Below are 17,377 nucleotides of genomic sequence, written 5' to 3'. Positions count from 1 at the left end.
CTCGGTTTCGCGGAGAGGCTCCACGGGCGGCAGTGATGAGAGTATTCAGGGCATGACGCAACTCGGTCTCGGACTTGCCGCACTCGGACGCCCGGAGTATCTGACCATCGGGCATTCGCGTGCGGTGGACGGGCGGTTCGACCCGGCTGCGCTCGAGCAACATTGCCACGCAGTACTGGACGCCGCCTGGGACAGTGGCATTCGGCACTTCGACGTCGCCCGCTCCTACGGTCTGGCCGAGCAGTTCCTCGGCAGCTGGTTGTCTGCCCGTCCGAACCGGCGCGAGGAACTCGTGATCGGCTCGAAGTGGGGCTACGCCTATGTCGCCGACTTCCAGCGGGGCGCGGAGGTACACGAGGTCAAGGAACACTCGGTCGCACGCCTGGCCGAACAGTGGCCGCAGACCGTGCGCGATCTCGGCGGAAAGCCCGACCACTACCTGATTCACAGCGTCACCCCGGACAGCCCTGCCCTTCGCGACGCAGCCCTGCTCGACGATCTACGCGCGCTGGCAGCCGGTGGCACGCGCATCGGCATCAGCACCAGCGGGCCGCACCAGGCCGACGTCGTGCGTGCCGCGCTCGAGATCGGGGTGTTCGGCTCGGTGCAGTCGACGTGGAATCCCCTCGAACCGTCCGTCGCCCCCGCCCTGGCGGAGGCGCACGAGGCCGGCTGGTTCGTCGTCGTCAAAGAGGCGATGGCGAACGGTCGACTCGTCGCCGAGAACTCCGAACTCTCCGCGCTCGCCGACTCGGCCGGAGTCGGCCGCGACGCGCTCGCACTGGCCGTCGCCCTCGCGCAACCGTGGGCCGATGTGGTGCTGTCCGGTGCCGCCACGGTGGCGCAACTCGAACAGAACATCGCTGCGCTCTCCGTCGACCACGACGTGATCGCGGCCGGCGACCTGAACATTGCCGACCTGGACATTGCCGAGTCGCCGCAGAGTTACTGGGACAACCGCTCCCGCATGGCCTGGACCTGACCTCTGCCCACCTTCCTGAATCGGCTCCTCCCATCCGAATGTCGGACGCCGATCGGTGTCGCATATTCGAAACCGAGGAGCCGAACCGGCTCGGCATACGAGCATGTCGAGGTAGAGCGGCCCGTCACCCCTGCCCCCACCTGGTGATTGACATCACACGCACCGGCGGCTATCTTTCAAACTGACATCAGTTCAGTTTGATGGAATATTGCAGCCACCTCGAGCACGTGGGTCGAGTCTGCGATCGGATGTCGACACGACTCCACGTCTTACGACGACTCGCCGAGTCCGCGGGAAGTTATCGACGTGCCCGAAAGGAACGCAGGCATGAACAAGTTCAGGACGACGATGGTTGCCGTGGCAGCGACTGCTGCGTTGGTGGGCCTCACCGCATGCGGGGGATCGTCTTCCTCCGCATCTGCTCCGGTCGAGGGCGATTGGGACGCAGTGGTCGCGGCCGCGAAGGAGGAGGGCAGCGTCATGCTCTACTCGAGCCAGAAGCCGGCCAACCTCGATGCCCTGACGGCGGCCTTCGAGGCGAAGTATCCGGAAATCTCGATGGAGTACGTGCGCGGCACCGACTCCGAAATCAACCCCCGCGTCGAGACCGAGAATCGGACGGGAACCGGCATCGCCGACGTCCACATGACGACCGACGCGTCGTGGATCCAGAACGCCTCCGAGTCCGGGAAGTTCTCGACCGAACTGGTCGGTCCCGATCTCGATGCGGCAGCGTTCGATCCGGCGAAGAGCGTGATGAACGATCGCTTCTTCTTGACCAGTGCTGCGGTATTCGGTCTGGGCTGGAACACTGCGGCCGTTCCGGACGGCGTCAGTGCGCCCGAAGACCTGATCGACCCGAAGTTCCAAGGCAAGATCGGCATCGTGAACCCCACCGGATTCGCGTCGTACGTGGATCTGTACAAGTTCTACGCCAAGAACTTCGGTGAGGACTACTGGAACCAGATGGCCGAACTCTCGCCGCGGGTCTACCCCAGCGCACTCGCTGTGGCGCAAGCCCTCACCTCCGGTGAAGTGACGGTCAGTCCCATGGTGCAGCCGCTCGTCACCGAGGTTGCCGCAGGCGCACCGGTCGATTGGGCTCTGCCCGACAAGCCATGGGGAACACCCTGGTACTCGGAGGTTCTCAGCGCCTCGCAGCACCCCAACGCAGCACAGGTGCTCGCGAACTTCATGGTGACGGCCGAGGGGCAGCAGGCGTTGAACGGCGGATATGCAGCCGTCCTTCCCGACATCGAGGGAGCGGTCGCGCGAGCTCAGGACATCGCATCTCCCGACATCGACGAACTGACTCCCGAGAAGGTCGACCAGTACTCCCAGGAATGGCAGACCCTGTTCCAGGGCTGACTCTCCGCAGACAGCACGAGAACGCAGACCGTCGCCTTGTGCGCGGAAAGCGAAATGATTTGTGACAGAGACGAACACCGACGGTCGACGTACAGCGGCCGTCGGTGCACGCACACCGATGCTCCGAAAGCGAGTATGCAATGACCTCTCGATTCGCGGTCTCCGGACTGACGAAGACCTATGGTGCCAACGTCGTCGTCGACAGTCTCGACCTCGAGATCGAGCAGGGCGAATTCCTGGTCCTGCTCGGACCGAGCGGGTGCGGCAAGACCACGACCCTGCGGTGCCTCGCCGGGCTGGAGACGCCGCAGGGTGGTTCGATCTCGTTCGCGGGTCGGACCGTGTTCGATGCGGCGTCGAAAGTCCATGTCCCGGCGCACAAGCGAAACATCGGCATGGTGTTCCAGTCGTATGCACTGTGGCCACACATGACGGTCGCCGAGAACATTCGGTACCCGCTGACGGTGCGCAAACTGAAGAAGGCAATCGCCGACGGCGCGGTCGAGACGGCCGCGAACATGGTCGACTGCGGTGCGTTGCTCGACCGGTACCCCTCGCAGCTCAGTGGTGGCCAACAGCAACGTGTCGCGGTCGCACGCGGGCTCGTGGCGCAACCGGATCTGGTGTTGTTCGACGAGCCCCTGAGCAATCTCGATGCGCGCCTGCGAGATCAGGTTCGATCGCAGATTCACCAGTTGCACCAACAGCTCGGTTTCACCGCGGTGTTCGTCACGCACGACCAGTCCGAGGCGTTCGCGCTCGGTGACCGTCTCGCGATCATGAAGGCCGGAAAGATCGAGCAGTACGACGAGCCCGAGCACGTTTTCGAGAATCCGGCTTCGGAGTACGTCGCCGCATTCATCGGGATGGGTAATCGGCTCGAACTGCAGCGCGGCCACGACGGCTGGGTCACCAGTGGCTCGGACGTCATCGACCTACAGACGGCCACGGTGCGTGAGCGTGCCGACGAGGGCACTCGTGCCGTCGCGCGGTTCCGACCGGACGACGTGCTGTTGCACGACACTGCCGACCAGGTGCCGCCCGGAAACATTGCCCTGCACGCAGAACTCGTGACGTACGAGTACGGCGGTCGGTACTTCGACGTGGCGGTCAAGACCGGCGACGAGCAGTTGACGCTGCGAGCCTCGGCCACCGAACACAGTGCGGCACTGCGGCGTAGCAGTCCCGGACAACCCGTACTCGTCAGCTTCGCGCCGTCGTGTCTGCGGGTGTACGCGCTGCCCGACGCGTCGTCGGCCGCGAGCTCCGAGCTCGTCGGCTCCGCTGGAAAGACCTCGTGATGGCCACCGCAGTCGACGTCGAACGGCCCCAGACCGCCGAGACGCCCGCCAAGCGCTCACTGACGATCTCGCCGAATTGGCGCGCGCGAATCGGGTACGCCGCCGTCCTCGCTGTGTTGGCCTACCTGGTCGTGCTCCCGATGGTGCGTCTGCAGATGCTCGCGTTCGAGGACGGAGCTGCCGGATACCGAAGTCAGTACGGCCGCTTCGACATCGGCGTCACCCTTCGAACCACGGTGGCGTTGGCGTTGGGTTCGTTGGTCATCGCGATGGTGCTGGGAACGCTGCTCGCCTTCGCTGCGAGCAGGCTTCCCGCCAAGCTCGGTTGGCTGCGTGTCATTCCCATCCTGCCGATCGTGATGCCGGCGGTGGCCAGTGTGGTGGGGTGGGCATTCCTCCTCTCCCCCGGGCCCGGTTACCTCAATGTGCTCCTTCGACTGTTGCCGTGGTGGAGCGGATCGGACAGTGGCCCGATCGACGTGTACACCGTCCCGTGGATCATCGTTCTCACGGGCTTCGGTCTGACGTCGTTCGTCTACCTGTTCGTCAGTTCCGGCATGCAGAACATCAGCTCCGAGCACCTCGAAGCCGCTCAGGTCAGTGGATCGCCCACGGTCGGAATCTTTTTCAAGATCGTCCTCCCGCTGCTTCGACCGTCCCTCATCTACGGCGGCGGCATCGCGCTGCTCCTCGGACTCGGCCAGTTCACCGGACCCCTGCTGTTGGGTGCGAACACCGGCGTCAAGGTGCTGACCACCGAGATGTACCGCCGGGTGTCGGAGTCCCCGTCGGACTTCGCGGCGGCAGCGGCCGCCGGCTCTCCGCTGGTGATCTTCGGACTGGTACTGGTCCTGGCACAGAAGGCGTTGCTGGGCAACCAGACTCGCTTCGTCACGCACGGCGGCAAGGCATTCGCTCCCTCCACCGGTAAGGCCACGTGGGCCACGGTCACCATCGTCGTGTTCGCGCTCTTCGCCTTGGTCATCCCGCTGGTGGGTCTGATCATCGTCTCGTTGACGCCGTACTGGTCGGGATCGTTGTCGCTGAGTCTGTTGACGCTGGACAACTTTCGGGCACTGATGGATACGACGGCGGTGGTGGAGTCGGTACTGACCAGTGTGCTGACTGCACTGGGTGCGGTCGCGATCTGCATTCCGCTCGGCTACCTGATGGCAAACCTTCTCGTCCGCGGTCGCCGGTTCAGAATTCTCGCGCTGATGGCAGACCTCATGACCGCACTGCCACTGGGCATCCCGGCCGTGATATTCGGCGTCGGGTTCCTGCTCACGTACACCGAGCCGCCGCTGATCCTCTACGGAACCAGAACGGTGATCATCCTCGTGTACATCGTGCTGATGCTGCCCTTCTCGACGAGGATGCAGATGACGGCCATGCTGTCGCTCGGCAACACGTACACCGAGGCGTCGGCCACCAGTGGTGCGTCCCCGTTCGTGACGAATCTCCGAATCATGTTGCCGCTGATGCGTCCGACGATCCTCAGTGCCGTCGCGCTCATGTTCATTCTGCTGACCCACGAATTCGCTGCATCGCTTCTCGTGCGAGCGTCGACGACCCAGGTGATGGGCACGTTGCTGTTCGACATGTGGCAGAACGGCTCTTATCCGCTCGTGGCCGCGATGGCCTTGCTCATGACTGCCGTCACCACGATCGGTGTCGCCGCGGCGATGCTCGTCGGCGGCCGCAACGTACTCAGCAAGCTGTGACGGGCGTGCAGTCCCGGCTCCAGGACAAGGTCGTTCTCGTCACCGGAGCAACCGGAGGGATCGGTACCGCGATCGTCGAGCGGCTGGCCTCGGAAGGTGCAGTGCTCGTGGTGACCGACGTCGACGGGGCCGCGTGCGGTGCACTCGTGGCGGACCGGGCCGACAGCGAACGCCATCTCCCGATCGCCCTCGACATCACGCGAGAAGATCAGTGGCACAGCGCTGTCGAGGCCGTGGCCGCACAGTACGGCCGGCTCGACGCCGTGGTGAACAACGGTGCCATCGGCAGCCTCGGAACCGTCGTCGACGAGGATCTCGACCGCTACAACCGAGTTGTCGAAGTCAGTCAGACCGGGACGTGGCTCGGAATGAAGCATGCCGGCGCATACGTCGAGCGCTCCGGCGGAGGATCCATCGTCAACATCTGTTCCATCCTCGGCAGCGTCGGCGGCCTCGGCAACAGCTTCGCCTACGCCGCAGCCAAAGGCGCTGTGCGCACCATGACCAAGAACGCAGCCCTGCACTGGGCCACCAAAGGTGTCCGAGTCAACTCCATCCACCCGGGTTTCATCGGCACCAAGCAGCTGCTCGAACGCTACGAGGGCTCCGAACGACACAGCGCCATGATCGCGCACACCCCGATGGGTCGACTGGGAACCGGGGCCGAAGTGGCTGCCGCCGTTGCCTTTCTGGCCGGAGACGACTCCTCGTTCGTCACCGGGACCGAGCTGTACGTCGACGGCGGCTGGACCTGCGACTGACCGCTCGGGCGGGCTGTCGGGGCGGATGCTTCAGCAGGTGACGAAAAAGTCCACCCCGTTGGAGGTCCGCACCGACAGTCTGCCGCGCTGGACCAGAACATCGAGGTGCGCCAGCGTCTCGCAAGTCGCCACCATCTGATTGAAGCTGTCCAGGGTGGCGAACGACCGATCGTGCCGAGTCCACGTCAGACCGGCAGCCACGTCCAACCCGGTTGCGCGAGCAGCCGATTCGACGACGCTCTCGGTAGCGGCGAGACGGCGATCGTGGTGTTCGAGCAGCTGCCGGCAGCGCTCGTGCACGCCGGCACCCGGATGGCCGTGCGACGGCAACATCGTCCGGTCGGGTTCGTCGAGCATCACCGACAGAGACGTCAAATACTTGGCCAGCGGGAGATCCCACTCGCCGAGCTCGAACCCGATCGACGGCGTGATCGTGGGCAGAACGTGGTCTCCGGTGTAGCACAGATTCCGGTCGGTGTCGTGAAACACCATGTGGCCCTTCGTGTGTCCGGGAGTGTGTGCAGCGACTACCGCATGGCCGGGAACGTCGAGGGGACCGGGTTGCAACCACGCGTCCGGTAGCTCCCAGTCCGCGGCGTCGAAGGGTTCGACCTTCCCGCTCTCCGCTGCGATGCGAGCGATCTCGAACGCGCCCGCGCGCTCGAGTTCACGAATCGAGCTGACCGGGACGTTGCTGCGCAATCGACCGATCGCTTCGATGCCCGGTGCCTCTGCGGCACCGAGGTGCACCCGCGTCCCGTATCGACGACGCAGCTCGACGGCGAACGTGTAGTGATCACGATGGACGTGAGTGACGTACACGTCGTGAATCTCCGACGGTCGACGCCCGATGCGACGCAACGCGTCGACGAGCTCGTCGTGCGTGGATGGCCGGTGCCAGCCGCCGTCGATCAGCGCCAGTCCCGTGTGAGTCTCCAGCACATAGACATTGATCGCACGCAGACCGTCCTGAGGCATCTGCAGAGGGACGCGATGAACGCCGTCTGCCACTGCGAAACAGCCCGGGTCGGCCCACGACGACGTCATCCGGCGTCGCTCGCGAGGGGCACCATCGTCTTCTCGTCGCCGTACCACATCATCCGTCGGCCACCCATGGTCCCGACGTGGTCGACGGCGGCCTTCCACTCGTCACTGGCCAGGGCCGCTTCGAGTGCGTCGCGCGACTCGAAGCTGAGCACCGACAAGCCGTCCCAACCTTGGGATTTGCTCCCGAATGCTTCGAGTAATTCGGTGTGCTGCCAGCGGAGCAAGCCGGGCAGGGGATACGTGACGTCGGCGTGCTCGCCGCGCCACCACGTGATGAACTGCTCGTGGGTCCACTCTTCCGGACGAGCGGCGACGAGTACCAGGTTGTACATATTTTCTCCTAAGTGAATTCTGTTCAGGTTCAGTGACCGCGGCGAGCCGGTGCCGACTCCGCTCGCGGGCGCTACTTGCGTACGACGCGGATGGCCGCGTCCGTGACCACGTCGGTGATCTCGTCGATCGTCAGGCGACCGTCGGGGCGGTACCACCGCCATACGCTGACCACCAGGGCGAGTACCAGCCGCGCGGACATCGTCGGATTCGACTCGGCGAACTGCCCCGCCTCGATTCCCCGGCCGACCAGGGCGGTCCAATCCCGCTCGATACGTTGGACCAGGGCGCGGCACTCGACTCGTTCGGCCTCTTCCTTCGCGGACTGACGTTCCGTCGCCAGGAGGTCCATGTGGTTGTGCAGAATGCGACGCGCCAAGGCGTCCTGAGGCGATGCGGCCAACGATGCGGCGATCGCCGCACGCAGTGCGTCCTCGGCATGCGTGACCCCCTCGGTGGCCGCGACGAACCGGGCGGCGGAGTCCGCGAGTTCGATACGCATGATCGTCAACAGGCAATGCGCTTTGGACTCGAAGTAGTGGTACAGCGCAGTCTGACCGATACCGACCTCGTCGGCGATGGACGCCCACTTGGTGTGCTCGTATCCCACTTTGCCGAAGTGGTCGATAGCCGCCGACAGAATCCGCGTTCGCTTGGACCGCGGGCTCTCGCGTCGAACGTCGGTTCCTACGGTCATGATTGCCCCTACTGATAGAACGTATGCAGCCTCGGTCGGAGTTTACATTTTTCGATGTGAATTCGAGTCAGTTGCGGCCGCGAGCTGCCTGGCCAGCGCCGTCGCATCGGGACGGGACAGTTTTCCGACGCGATTCTGCGGTAGGTCGTCGACAGTGAAGACGAATTCCGGCCACTTCGACTTGGGAAAGTCGTCCTTGGCCAACTGCGCGGTGACGTCCTCGAGTTCGAGCTCCTCACCACCGGTGACCACGAGCGCTGCTGCGCGCTCCCCCAGCAGGTCGTCCGGTACCGGTACGACACAGACCTGCACGACGGACTGCAGCGAGGCGATCGCCGACTCGACCTCGTTGATGTCGATGTTGCGTCCACCGCGAATGATGATCTGCTTCTGCCGACCCATGACGCGAATCGAGCCGTCCGATGCGACCTCCACCAGATCACCGGTCGGAAGAAAACCGTCGGGCGTCAGCTCGGGCGGGACCGGAGTGCCGGCCCGGGCGTACCCGACGAACAGCGACGGGCCCTTGACCTGGGCGGCACCGATATCGTCCGCGGGGAGCGGACGGCCGTCCGAATCGACGGCTCGCACGGTGGTGCCGGGAAACGGCCGACCGTCGCGTCCGAGGCGGATCGACACCGGGTCGTCGAGAGCGGGTGTCGTGTGGCCCAAGCACTCGGACATTCCGAACACTCGGAGGAACGTGGTGTGCAACCACTGTTCGGCCTTGGCGAGCGCGCGCTCGTTCATCGGTCCGCCGCCGACCGTCATGGCGCGCATCGTGTCCAGTGCGCCTTCGGAGTTCGGTGCGACCGACAGCTGCAGCGCCATGGTCGGTACCAGCATCGTCCAGGCAATCCGGTGTTCCTTCGCTGCCCGCAGAGCCACCTCCGGGGACCACTTCCCGATGGCGACCATCGGACCTCCCAGTAGCGCAGGCAGATACATTCCGAAGCAGAATGCGGCAACCGACGACAGCGGAACGAAGGCACCGATCGCCTCGCCCGGGCGGAGACCGATTGCATCGATGGTGGATCGAGACGCATATCTGATCGCGTCCTCGGATTGCACCACGCACTTGGGCCGGCCGGTCGAACCCGAGGTCATCGCAATCGCATCGCCTCCGTTCCATCGCGCGACAGAGGCAAACGCACCACTCGTCGCTCGTACGCGGTACGAGCCGAAGGCGGGCTTGTCCACGGGAAAGTGCTCGTCGGGCACACCCCAATGACGAAGGGCCTCGGGCGTTCCCACGACGACGTCCGGTCTGATGTCCTCGAGGGCCAGCGCGAACTCCGACTCCGTTGCGTGCGGGCTGACCACCGCGACCACACCGCCTGCGAGACCGACACCGAGGGCAGCCGCCACGGTGCCCCAGGTGTTGTCGGCCTGAATCACCACGGTCGGCGGACTGGGGTCGATACCGCCGAACACGTCGGCGAGGGATGTCGCCGCCTCGACCACGGTCCGGATCGAGTGGCTGCCGTCCTCGTCGACGACGGCGATGGCATCGGGGGTTTGTTCGGCGCGGATGACCATCTCGCGGGCAAGCCGTTTCACTGGTGTGACTCTTTCCTGGTACGTGATGCGCTCATGTCGAGAATTGCTCGGCCGGTGACGGATCCGTCCCGCAGACGGTCGTATGCAGAGATTGCCTCGGTGAAGGGGAAGGTGGTGATTTCGGCGCGCAGCAGGCCGTCCTGCGCTAGTGCGACGACGGCTTCGAGATCGGCACGCGTACCCCAGAACGGTGCATCCACCGTCCATCCTGCGGCCAGACCGACATCCTTCCCGACTGTCAGTCGCCCGCCGGCGCTGCCTACCACCACGACAGAACCCCCGGAGCGCAGCAGGGCGGCCGCCGGGGCGGTCGTGGTCGGCGCGCCGACGAAGTCGAGGACGAGATCTGCCCCGTCCAGTGCCGTGAGCCGTTGCGTCGCAGCGGAAACGGACTCGTAGAACTCGTGCGCTCCCGAGGACTCGGCCAGGGCAGCAGCGTCGGCCTTGGAGTCGATTGCGATGATGTGCGGCACGCCCATGGTGCGCAGGATCTGTAGGGCGAGGTGGCCGAGACCGCCGACTCCGATCACGACCACGTTGCTTCGGTCGTCGATCACGGCGGAATTGGTGCGAATGGCGTGATACGCGGTCAGTGCCGCGTCCGCCAGAGGCGCGGCTCCGAGAGGATCGAGATCACCGATCGGAACCAGTACGCGCTCGGACGGCACCAGCATCAGTTCTGCGATGCCGCCCGGGTACCCCAGACCGTTTCCGATGGGGGCCAGCCGGCCGTCGGGACGCCGAGCGAGGCTGCGACAGTAGTTCTCTCGGCCCCGCAGACAGTTCGGGCACGTTCCGCAGCTCCAGATTCCGTGTACGACCACGGCGCGACCGATCCAGGAACGGTCTGCCGACGGTCCCGCCGAGACGACCGTTCCGGCCACTTCGTGCCCCAGCGTCAGCGGCAGGTCGTAGTCGAAAGTCTCTGCGCTCGAGTTCATCACGTGCAGATCGGATCCGCACAGTCCGGCTGCGTCCACCTGGATCAGAAATTGGTGCCCGGTCGGCACCGGGTCCGGCACCTCCTGGAACTCCGGTGCGCTCCCCCACTGATGGACCTGCACGGCCAACATCAGCGAGCAGTCCATCCGCCGTCGACCACCAGGGTCTGACCGGTCATGTAGGAGCTGGCGTCCGAGGCCAGAAACAGCACGGCACCGTCGATCTCGCCGTCGACGCCTCCGCGTCCGAGCATGGTGTTCCGCCGCACCCATCCTGCGGACTTGTCGTTGGTGAACAGGCCATCGGTCATCTCGGTATCGAACCACCCCGGCACCACGGCGTTGACGCGAATGCCTCGTCGACCCCACTGACCGGCCAGTTCACGAGTGAGGCCGAGCGTGCCTGCCTTCGACGCCGCGTAACTGGCACCGCCGATCGGTGCTGTGGACACCAGTCCGATCACCGAGGAGATGTTGATGATCGACGCTGTTGCCTCGATCGGCATCTTGCCGACCGCATAGGTGGCCAGATGGAACCCGGCGATCAGGTTGACGTCGAGGATGGACTGGAAACCGTCCAGTGTCTCGTCCTCGGCGTTGGGCGGACCGGGCTTGCCCGCGTTGTTGATCACGACGTCGAGCCGGCCGTGTTCGTCGAAGCATCGGTCGACGAGAGCTCGCCGGTCGCTGTCGTCGGTGACGTCGCACCGCACGGGCACGATGGCCGGGATCTCGGCCGACAACGCTTCGAGCCGGTCGAGCCGTCGCGCGGCGGCGTACACCGTGGCACCTGCCGCGGCGAGAGCCCGGGCGAAACCGAGGCCGAGCCCCGACGAGGCACCGGTGACCACAGCGACGCGACCGGTCAGCGAGAACATGTCCTGGGTCATGTGTCCACTTCCAAACTGATTGTCGGACAATAGGAGTGATCGGTCAGTAGACGGCGGTACGGCCGCCGTCGACCGGGATGATCGCGCCCGTCGTGTACCCGGCGTCGTCCGAGGCAAGATGGGTGATCAAGCCGGCGAGCTCGTCGGGCCGCCCCAGCCGCCCGGCCGGGAGCCGGTCGACGATCTTGCCGATGAACTCCTCGTCCCAGTTCTCCGACATGTCGGTGGCGAAACCGCCGGGCATCACACAGTTGACGCGCACCGTGGGCGCGTACTCCTGGGCGAACGCGCGGGTCAGTGCATTGAGCCCGTTCTTGGCTGCTGCATACATCGCCTCGGGTGGGCTGGGTCGCTCGGCACCGATGCTCGAAATATTGATGATGGACCCACCGCCCGCAGAGACCATTCGGTCCCCGGCGACGGCCATCAACCGGAACGGTCCCTTGAGATTGACCTCGATCGTCTTGTCCCACAGCCCCTCTGTGACCGACACGAGATTCTCCGCCAGCGGCGCGATCCCGGCGTTGTTGACGACGATGTCGAGGCTCCCGAATCGCGCGATGATGTCGTCGACGGCCGGTTCGATGCTGTCCCAGTGCCCGACGTGCAGTGCGTACGGATGTGCGCTGCCCGGGCCCGCGTCACCCAGGCTCGAGACCGCGCTCTCGCAGGCGTCGAGCTTTCGGCTCGACACGATGACCGTCGCGCCCGCGTCCTTCAGTCCGCGTGCGATCGCCAGACCGAGCCCACGGCTCGCTCCCGTCACCAGAGCGACCTTGCCGTCCAATTTCGGTGTACTCATGCGTACCTCTTGACCTCGAGTCGGGCGATGGTCCGCAGATGGACCTCGTTGGGGCCGTCGGCAATCTGCAGAGCTCGGGTGATGGCATAGAGCCGAGCGAGAATGGTGTCGTTGCTGACTCCGGCCGCGCCGTAGGTCTGCACCGCTCGGTCGACGACCTTGTGTGCCACCTCCATCGCAGCCACCTTGATGGCCGCCACTTCCGAACGAGCCGAGGCATTTCCGGCGGTATCCATCAACCAGGCCGACTTGAGCACCAACAACCGGATCTGGTCGATCTCCATGCGGCTGCGGGCAATCCACTCACGCACCACACCTTGATCGGACAATGGTCCGCCGAAAGCCTGCCGCACGAGCGAGCGCCGACACATCATCTCCAGAGCACGCTCGGCCATGCCGATCGCCCGCATGGCGTAGTGCATGCGGCCGGGCCCGAGTCGCCCCTGGGCGATGGCGAATCCGTCGCCTTCCTCTCCCAGCATGTTGGCGGCGGGCACGCGCACGTCGGTGAACTGAACTTCGCCGTGGCCCAGACGATCCTGGAACCCGAACATGGGCAGGTCGCGCACCACCTCTACGCCGGGGGCGTCGGCCGGAACCAGAATCATGCTTTGCCGGCGGTAGGTGGAACTGTCCGGATCCGACTTCCCCATGAAGATCATGAGTTTGCAGTCGGGATCGAGAACGCCCGAGGTGTACCACTTTCGGCCGTTGACGACGTACTCGTCCCCGTCACGAGTGATGGTCGAGGTGATGTTGGTGGCGTCCGAGCTGGCGACATCGGGTTCGGTCATGGCGAACGCAGAGCGAATGGTGCAGTCCAACAACGGCTTCAGCCATTGTTCCTTCTGCTCCTCCGTGCCGTACATGGCCAGAATCTCCATGTTGCCGGTATCGGGTGCCGAGCAGTTGATCGCCTCGTTCCCGATGATGGAACGGCCGACGATCTCGGCGAGTGGCGCATATTCGAGATTGGTCAGTCCCGCACCGAGGTCGTCGTGGGTCATGAACAGGTTCCACAGCCCCAGATCACGAGCGCGTGCCTGCAGATCCCGCATGATCTGCGGTTGCTCGTGCGGGTTATCGTTCGCGGCGATCTGAGCGTCGTAGACACTCTCGGCCGGATAGACGTGGTCGTTCATGAATGTCTCGAGCGTGGCCGACAATTCGGCCGTCCGCTGTGAGTAGGAAAAGTCCACTTCCGTGTGCTCCTGTCGAGTGATGGTGCGTCAGCGCGCGAGCAGTGCGGTGCCGGTGTCGATCAACCTGCGGATGGTCGCGGGCAGCTTTTCCTGATCCGGGTCGATGTGGCGCCCCTCGCGGTGCCGACGCAGGTTGTGGCCCATGATCGCCGCCATCTTGAGCCGTCCCAGGGCGTCGAACCATGTCATGTCCGGCAGCGCCGGACCGCTCCCGGTGTAGCAGGAGATCAGTTCGTCGGTACTGGGCAGACCGGGAACGTCGCGGCCCACCCCGGGAAAGTTGGTGCCGTCGGCGAATACCAGGAACCACCCGAGTTCGACGCGTGGATCACCTGCGCTCCAGATCTCCCAGTCGATCAGAGCCGCCGGCTCGAGACCGTCGGAGATGATGTTTCCCAACCGGTAGTCCCCGTGGACGAGTGTGGGTGTGATCGCCGCCGGAATGTCCCTGCGAAGCAGTCGAACCAACTCGTCGGCACCCTCCACGAGTTCCACCGGAACAGCTGCGAGCGTCTTGGACCACCGGTCCAATTCGTCTGCCGGCGAGAGGATGTCGCCTGCGTTCGGGATGGTCTCGAGCGGGACTGCGTGCAACGACGGCAATACCTCCGCCGCGCGCCGCATCCGAGCGGCCGCGATACTCGGTTCCACCTCGGGGTCGTCGAGCACCGGTTCGAGCGACTCGCCGACGACGAGCTCCATGGCGAACCACGCCGGTTCCTGCTCGTCGACCGCCACTATTGCCGGTACCGGCACCGCTGTATCCGCCAACGCGCGCAGAATCGAAGCCTGCCGGAGCATGTCGTGCCGCCCGACCGAGCGCTGCCCTTCGGGGACCGCCTTGACGACGAAGTCGCCGCCGGACGTTCCCACCCGATAGGTCAATCCGGAATGGCCACCGAGGAGCGGTTCGAATGTGCTCACGGTGACGCCGAGCTCGGCGTCCAGCGCGGCGGACACGCGTGTGCGGAGGGAGGATTCGGTCATGGTCGTGGCTCTCTCGGCAGACCGAGCACGCGCTCGGCGATGATGTTGTGCTGAATCTCGTCGGTACCACCGGCAATTCGATAGCCCGGGGCTCCGAGTAGATGCTCGGACCACGCGAACGTGCCCCACCCTCCCGAGTCGGACGTCAGTTCACGCCCGAGCAGCAAGCGCGCGACTTCGGAGGTCCTGGCCATCGTGTCGGTGGCCAGCAGCTTTCCCAGTGACGCTTCCGGACCTGGATCGTTGCCCGCGATGACGGCACCGGCCACTCTCATGTTGCCGATTCGCTGCACGAAACTACGCGTCACCAGATCGGCTACGGCGTCGCGCTCGATCTCGGTCAGCTCGCGGCCGAGGTTCTGGGCAAGGGCCACAGCACGATCCGCGTTCGCCAGGCCGAGGTTTCCGCCGTCGAGGCGTTCGGCCGCCAGCACTGTCAGGGCAACCTGCCAACCCTTCCCGACCGGGCCCAGCCGAAGGTCGTCGCTCAGGTGCACCCCGTCGAGGTACACCTCGTTGAAGGAGCTGCCCCCCGTCATCTGGCGAATGGGACGTACGTCAACCCCCGGCGCGTCCATCGGGATCAGGAACATGGTCAGACCGGCGTGCTTGGCGACGGTGGAGTCGGTGCGGCACAAAGCGACTCCGTAGTGTGCGACCCGCGCCCCCGACGTCCACACCTTGTGCCCGTCGATCGTCCACGAGCCGTCCTCGGCCTGGGTTGCGCGCGTCCGGACCGCGGCCAAGTCGGAACCCGCCTCGGTCTCGGAGAACAACTGACATGCGATGACGTCGGCCCGAAGCATGGCACGAACGAACCTGACCCGCTGCTCTTCGGTTCCCCACTGCGCAATGGTGGGCGCAACCAACTGTTGAGTGACAGAGAACATCTCGGTCCTCTTGGGGACGTCGAACGTGTCCTCGACGCGCCGGAAGGCGAGTACGTACGACAGCGGTAGGTCGCGGCCACCGTACTCGACGAGGGAATTCAACGCGCCCCACCCCGCGTCGAACTTCGCCTGCTCGTACGCGGCGATCTCGTCGGTGTGCGCCTGCTCTTCCTCTGCGGTCCAATTCTCGAAGACAGCGACCGTATCCGGCCCGTCGCCCCACACGGAGTCGGTGCGCGGCGCGGCCACGGTTGTCAGCCACGCGGTCGCCTGCTGGCCGAACTCGGCGATGTCCGGAATCGTTCGTTGTGTCACTGCATTACCTCTGGTTCGTCTCGGGTCAGACCGTCAGCACGGTGCAGGCACTGATGCCCGGCGCGCCGTACACGTGGGTGAAGCCGACACGCGGATCGCCCGGCACTTGGCGTTCGCCGGCTTCGCCACGTAGCTGAGTCACGATCTCGTGCACCTGGCGCAGACCGGAGGCTCCGATGGGTTCTCCGTTCGCGATGCAACCGCCGTCGGTGTTGATCGGCAGGCGCCCGCCGATGTCGGTTTCTCCGGCCGCGATCATGGCTTCTTGCTCTCCGGGCTCACAGAAACCGCATTCGGCCATGTGCATGATTTCGGCACCGCTCTCGGTGTCCTGCAGCTGCGCGACGTCGACGTCACCCGGAGCGATACCGGCCTGCTCGAAGGCCGCACGTGCCGCGTCGGCGCTGACACTGGTCGGTTCGCCGGCCCCCTGAACGGAGGGGCTGAAGACCTCGAAGGACCCGAATCGGCGGGTCCGGTGGGTGATAGCGGCAATCTTGATCGGCCGACCGGTAGCTCGCGCGACGTAGTCCTCGCCGGCGACGACGATCGCGGCTGCTCCCTCACCGGGTGAACAGAACATGTACCGCGTGAGTGGATCGTTGACCATGTCGGCTTCGGCGATCGTCGTGGCATCCATGGCCTCGCGACGCCAGGCGTTGGGGTTGAGAACTCCGTTACGGTAGGCCTTTTCGGCGACCAGGGCCAGCGTCCGACTCGAGATGTCGTGCTGACGCATGTAGCGAGAGATCTTGGCACCGAAGAACTGGGTGGTCACCATCAGACCGGCCTCGCCGTAGCCGTCGGGTAGTCCCCACTCCGCCGGTCGTGGGTCGAACGCGCCACGCGGATGTTTGTCGAATCCGACTGCGAGCGCGACGTCCGCGGAGCCCGAGCGCACAGCGTTGACGGCCGAGAACAACGCGCTTCCGCCTGTTGCGCAACCGTTCTTGACGTTGGTGAACGGAATTCCGGTGAAACCCAGTTCGGCAACGAGAGTATCGGCCAGGCCCGAGCCGTCACTGCCACCGAACGCGACCTGAACGTCCGGCCAGGCCAGACCGGCATCGCGCAACGCGTTGCCGATCGCGGTGACGGCCATCTGGCGGCCGGACACTCCTGGCTGGCGGCCGAACTTGGAGAGACCGGCACCGATGATCGAAACATTCTGTGTCACTGCGTGATTCCTGTCGATTCCGGTTGCGTGCCGAGCGCGTCGACAGCGAATCGGGGCACCGGCGCGGTGGACGTCAGACGCACCGGTGCCCCATCCAGTTCGTCGAAGCTCTCACAGTCGATGATTGCTTCGATCTTGATGCCCTCGGGCAGTTCCACGTAGCCGACTGCGAAGGGAACGAACCCGCCGACCGGTGGCACGTAAGGAGGAGACTTGGGCGAGAAACGCTGAATCGTATAGGCCCACAGGGTGCCTCGCGTACTCAACGTGATGTTCTCCGCAGTGGGTGTGGCGCACCTGCTGCACATCGCACTCGCGGGGAAAGCCACGGTACTGCACACAGTGCACCTGCTGCCCTCGAGTGCGACGGCCGTTGCCTGCTCCATTGATGCTGCCTTTCGGG

17 protein-coding genes are annotated in these 17,377 nt (G+C 65.1%); 5 read left to right on the top strand and 12 right to left on the bottom strand.

Annotated elements, in window-relative coordinates; all coding sequences use genetic code 11:
* The first annotated feature begins 52 nt into the window (after nucleotides 1–52).
* The 5 genes from CH268_RS01305 (at nucleotide 53) to CH268_RS01285 (ending at nucleotide 6,136) form a co-directional block, all read left to right on the top strand.
* Nucleotides 53–982: an aldo/keto reductase gene (locus CH268_RS01305; RefSeq protein ID WP_094662086.1), complete on the top strand. Its 930-nt coding sequence runs from the start codon at nucleotides 53–55 to the stop codon at nucleotides 980–982.
* Nucleotides 983–1,309: 327 nt separating this feature from the next.
* On the top strand, nucleotides 1,310–2,350 hold the full coding sequence (locus CH268_RS01300) for an ABC transporter substrate-binding protein (RefSeq protein WP_370878652.1): 1,041 nt from the start codon (nucleotides 1,310–1,312) through the stop codon (nucleotides 2,348–2,350).
* Nucleotides 2,351–2,490: 140 nt separating this feature from the next.
* Nucleotides 2,491–3,651 (top strand): ABC transporter ATP-binding protein, encoded by a 1,161-nt coding sequence (locus tag CH268_RS01295; protein ID WP_094662084.1) that lies wholly within the window; start codon nucleotides 2,491–2,493, stop codon nucleotides 3,649–3,651.
* Complete coding sequence (locus CH268_RS01290) at nucleotides 3,651–5,375, top strand: ABC transporter permease (RefSeq protein ID WP_094662082.1); 1,725 nt, start codon at nucleotides 3,651–3,653, stop codon at nucleotides 5,373–5,375. Before CH268_RS01295 ends, CH268_RS01290 begins: the two co-directional genes overlap by 1 nt.
* Entirely contained in the window at nucleotides 5,372–6,136 is a 765-nt protein-coding gene (locus tag CH268_RS01285; RefSeq protein WP_217900890.1) for an SDR family NAD(P)-dependent oxidoreductase, read from the top strand. Before CH268_RS01290 ends, CH268_RS01285 begins: the two co-directional genes overlap by 4 nt.
* 30 nt (nucleotides 6,137–6,166) lie before the next feature.
* Here CH268_RS01285 and CH268_RS01280 read toward each other — a convergent pair whose 3' ends face one another.
* From CH268_RS01280 to CH268_RS01225, 12 genes are all read right to left on the bottom strand, one after another.
* Nucleotides 6,167–7,183, bottom strand: coding sequence for an MBL fold metallo-hydrolase (locus CH268_RS01280; protein WP_094662080.1), 1,017 nt, complete (start codon nucleotides 7,181–7,183; stop codon nucleotides 6,167–6,169).
* Nucleotides 7,180–7,515 (bottom strand): EthD family reductase, encoded by a 336-nt coding sequence (locus tag CH268_RS01275; RefSeq protein ID WP_032386456.1) that lies wholly within the window; start codon nucleotides 7,513–7,515, stop codon nucleotides 7,180–7,182. The genes CH268_RS01280 and CH268_RS01275 overlap by 4 nt, the downstream gene beginning before the upstream one ends.
* A 71-nt stretch (nucleotides 7,516–7,586) precedes the next feature.
* On the bottom strand, nucleotides 7,587–8,210 hold the full coding sequence (locus tag CH268_RS01270; protein ID WP_032366851.1) for a TetR/AcrR family transcriptional regulator: 624 nt from the start codon (nucleotides 8,208–8,210) through the stop codon (nucleotides 7,587–7,589).
* Between the two features lie 42 nt (nucleotides 8,211–8,252).
* A complete protein-coding gene (locus CH268_RS01265) occupies nucleotides 8,253–9,770 on the bottom strand; it encodes a class I adenylate-forming enzyme family protein (protein WP_094662078.1) in 1,518 nt (505 codons plus the stop codon).
* A complete protein-coding gene (locus CH268_RS01260; protein WP_094662193.1) occupies nucleotides 9,767–10,843 on the bottom strand; it encodes an alcohol dehydrogenase catalytic domain-containing protein in 1,077 nt (358 codons plus the stop codon). Before CH268_RS01260 ends, CH268_RS01265 begins: the two co-directional genes overlap by 4 nt.
* Nucleotides 10,843–11,601, bottom strand: coding sequence for an SDR family NAD(P)-dependent oxidoreductase (locus CH268_RS01255; protein WP_032366853.1), 759 nt, complete (start codon nucleotides 11,599–11,601; stop codon nucleotides 10,843–10,845). The genes CH268_RS01260 and CH268_RS01255 overlap by 1 nt, the downstream gene beginning before the upstream one ends.
* Before the next feature lie 43 nt (nucleotides 11,602–11,644).
* A complete protein-coding gene (locus CH268_RS01250; protein ID WP_094662076.1) occupies nucleotides 11,645–12,403 on the bottom strand; it encodes an SDR family NAD(P)-dependent oxidoreductase in 759 nt (252 codons plus the stop codon).
* On the bottom strand, nucleotides 12,400–13,602 hold the full coding sequence (locus tag CH268_RS01245) for an acyl-CoA dehydrogenase family protein (RefSeq protein ID WP_094662074.1): 1,203 nt from the start codon (nucleotides 13,600–13,602) through the stop codon (nucleotides 12,400–12,402). The genes CH268_RS01250 and CH268_RS01245 overlap by 4 nt, the downstream gene beginning before the upstream one ends.
* Nucleotides 13,603–13,632: 30 nt before the next feature.
* Entirely contained in the window at nucleotides 13,633–14,592 is a 960-nt protein-coding gene (locus CH268_RS01240) for a phosphotransferase family protein (protein WP_094662072.1), read from the bottom strand.
* Nucleotides 14,589–15,797: an acyl-CoA dehydrogenase family protein gene (locus tag CH268_RS01235; RefSeq protein WP_255182263.1), complete on the bottom strand. Its 1,209-nt coding sequence runs from the start codon at nucleotides 15,795–15,797 to the stop codon at nucleotides 14,589–14,591. Before CH268_RS01235 ends, CH268_RS01240 begins: the two co-directional genes overlap by 4 nt.
* A gap of 25 nt (nucleotides 15,798–15,822) precedes the next feature.
* Nucleotides 15,823–16,974 carry a thiolase family protein gene (locus tag CH268_RS01230; protein WP_057473604.1) on the bottom strand — a complete coding sequence of 384 codons (1,152 nt, stop codon included), beginning with the start codon at nucleotides 16,972–16,974 and terminating at the stop codon, nucleotides 15,823–15,825.
* Nucleotides 16,971–17,360 (bottom strand): Zn-ribbon domain-containing OB-fold protein, encoded by a 390-nt coding sequence (locus CH268_RS01225; protein WP_032386462.1) that lies wholly within the window; start codon nucleotides 17,358–17,360, stop codon nucleotides 16,971–16,973. Before CH268_RS01225 ends, CH268_RS01230 begins: the two co-directional genes overlap by 4 nt.
* Nucleotides 17,361–17,377: the final 17 nt, after the last annotated feature.

Source organism: Rhodococcus sp. 06-1460-1B (assembly GCF_002258475.1).
GTDB classification, from domain to species: Bacteria; Actinomycetota; Actinomycetes; order Mycobacteriales; family Mycobacteriaceae; genus Rhodococcoides; species Rhodococcoides fascians.
The sequence above is the reverse complement of the archived record's forward strand: the minus strand, read 5'-3'. Positions and strand labels throughout refer to the sequence as shown.

Coding starts and splice junctions, on each gene's coding strand:
- CH268_RS01290 (WP_094662082.1), top strand. CDS start 3,651: ATGGCCACCGCAGTCGACGTCGAACGGCCCCAGACCGCCGAGACGCCC.
- CH268_RS01240 (WP_094662072.1), bottom strand. CDS start 14,592: ATGACCGAATCCTCCCTCCGCACACGCGTGTCCGCCGCGCTGGACGCC.
- CH268_RS01255 (WP_032366853.1), bottom strand. CDS start 11,601: ATGACCCAGGACATGTTCTCGCTGACCGGTCGCGTCGCTGTGGTCACC.
- CH268_RS01225 (WP_032386462.1), bottom strand. CDS start 17,360: ATGGAGCAGGCAACGGCCGTCGCACTCGAGGGCAGCAGGTGCACTGTG.
- CH268_RS01270 (WP_032366851.1), bottom strand. CDS start 8,210: ATGACCGTAGGAACCGACGTTCGACGCGAGAGCCCGCGGTCCAAGCGA.
- CH268_RS01260 (WP_094662193.1), bottom strand. CDS start 10,843: ATGTTGGCCGTGCAGGTCCATCAGTGGGGGAGCGCACCGGAGTTCCAG.
- CH268_RS01280 (WP_094662080.1), bottom strand. CDS start 7,183: ATGACGTCGTCGTGGGCCGACCCGGGCTGTTTCGCAGTGGCAGACGGC.
- CH268_RS01295 (WP_094662084.1), top strand. CDS start 2,491: ATGACCTCTCGATTCGCGGTCTCCGGACTGACGAAGACCTATGGTGCC.
- CH268_RS01305 (WP_094662086.1), top strand. CDS start 53: ATGACGCAACTCGGTCTCGGACTTGCCGCACTCGGACGCCCGGAGTAT.
- CH268_RS01275 (WP_032386456.1), bottom strand. CDS start 7,515: ATGTACAACCTGGTACTCGTCGCCGCTCGTCCGGAAGAGTGGACCCAC.
- CH268_RS01250 (WP_094662076.1), bottom strand. CDS start 12,403: ATGAGTACACCGAAATTGGACGGCAAGGTCGCTCTGGTGACGGGAGCG.
- CH268_RS01300 (WP_370878652.1), top strand. CDS start 1,310: ATGAACAAGTTCAGGACGACGATGGTTGCCGTGGCAGCGACTGCTGCG.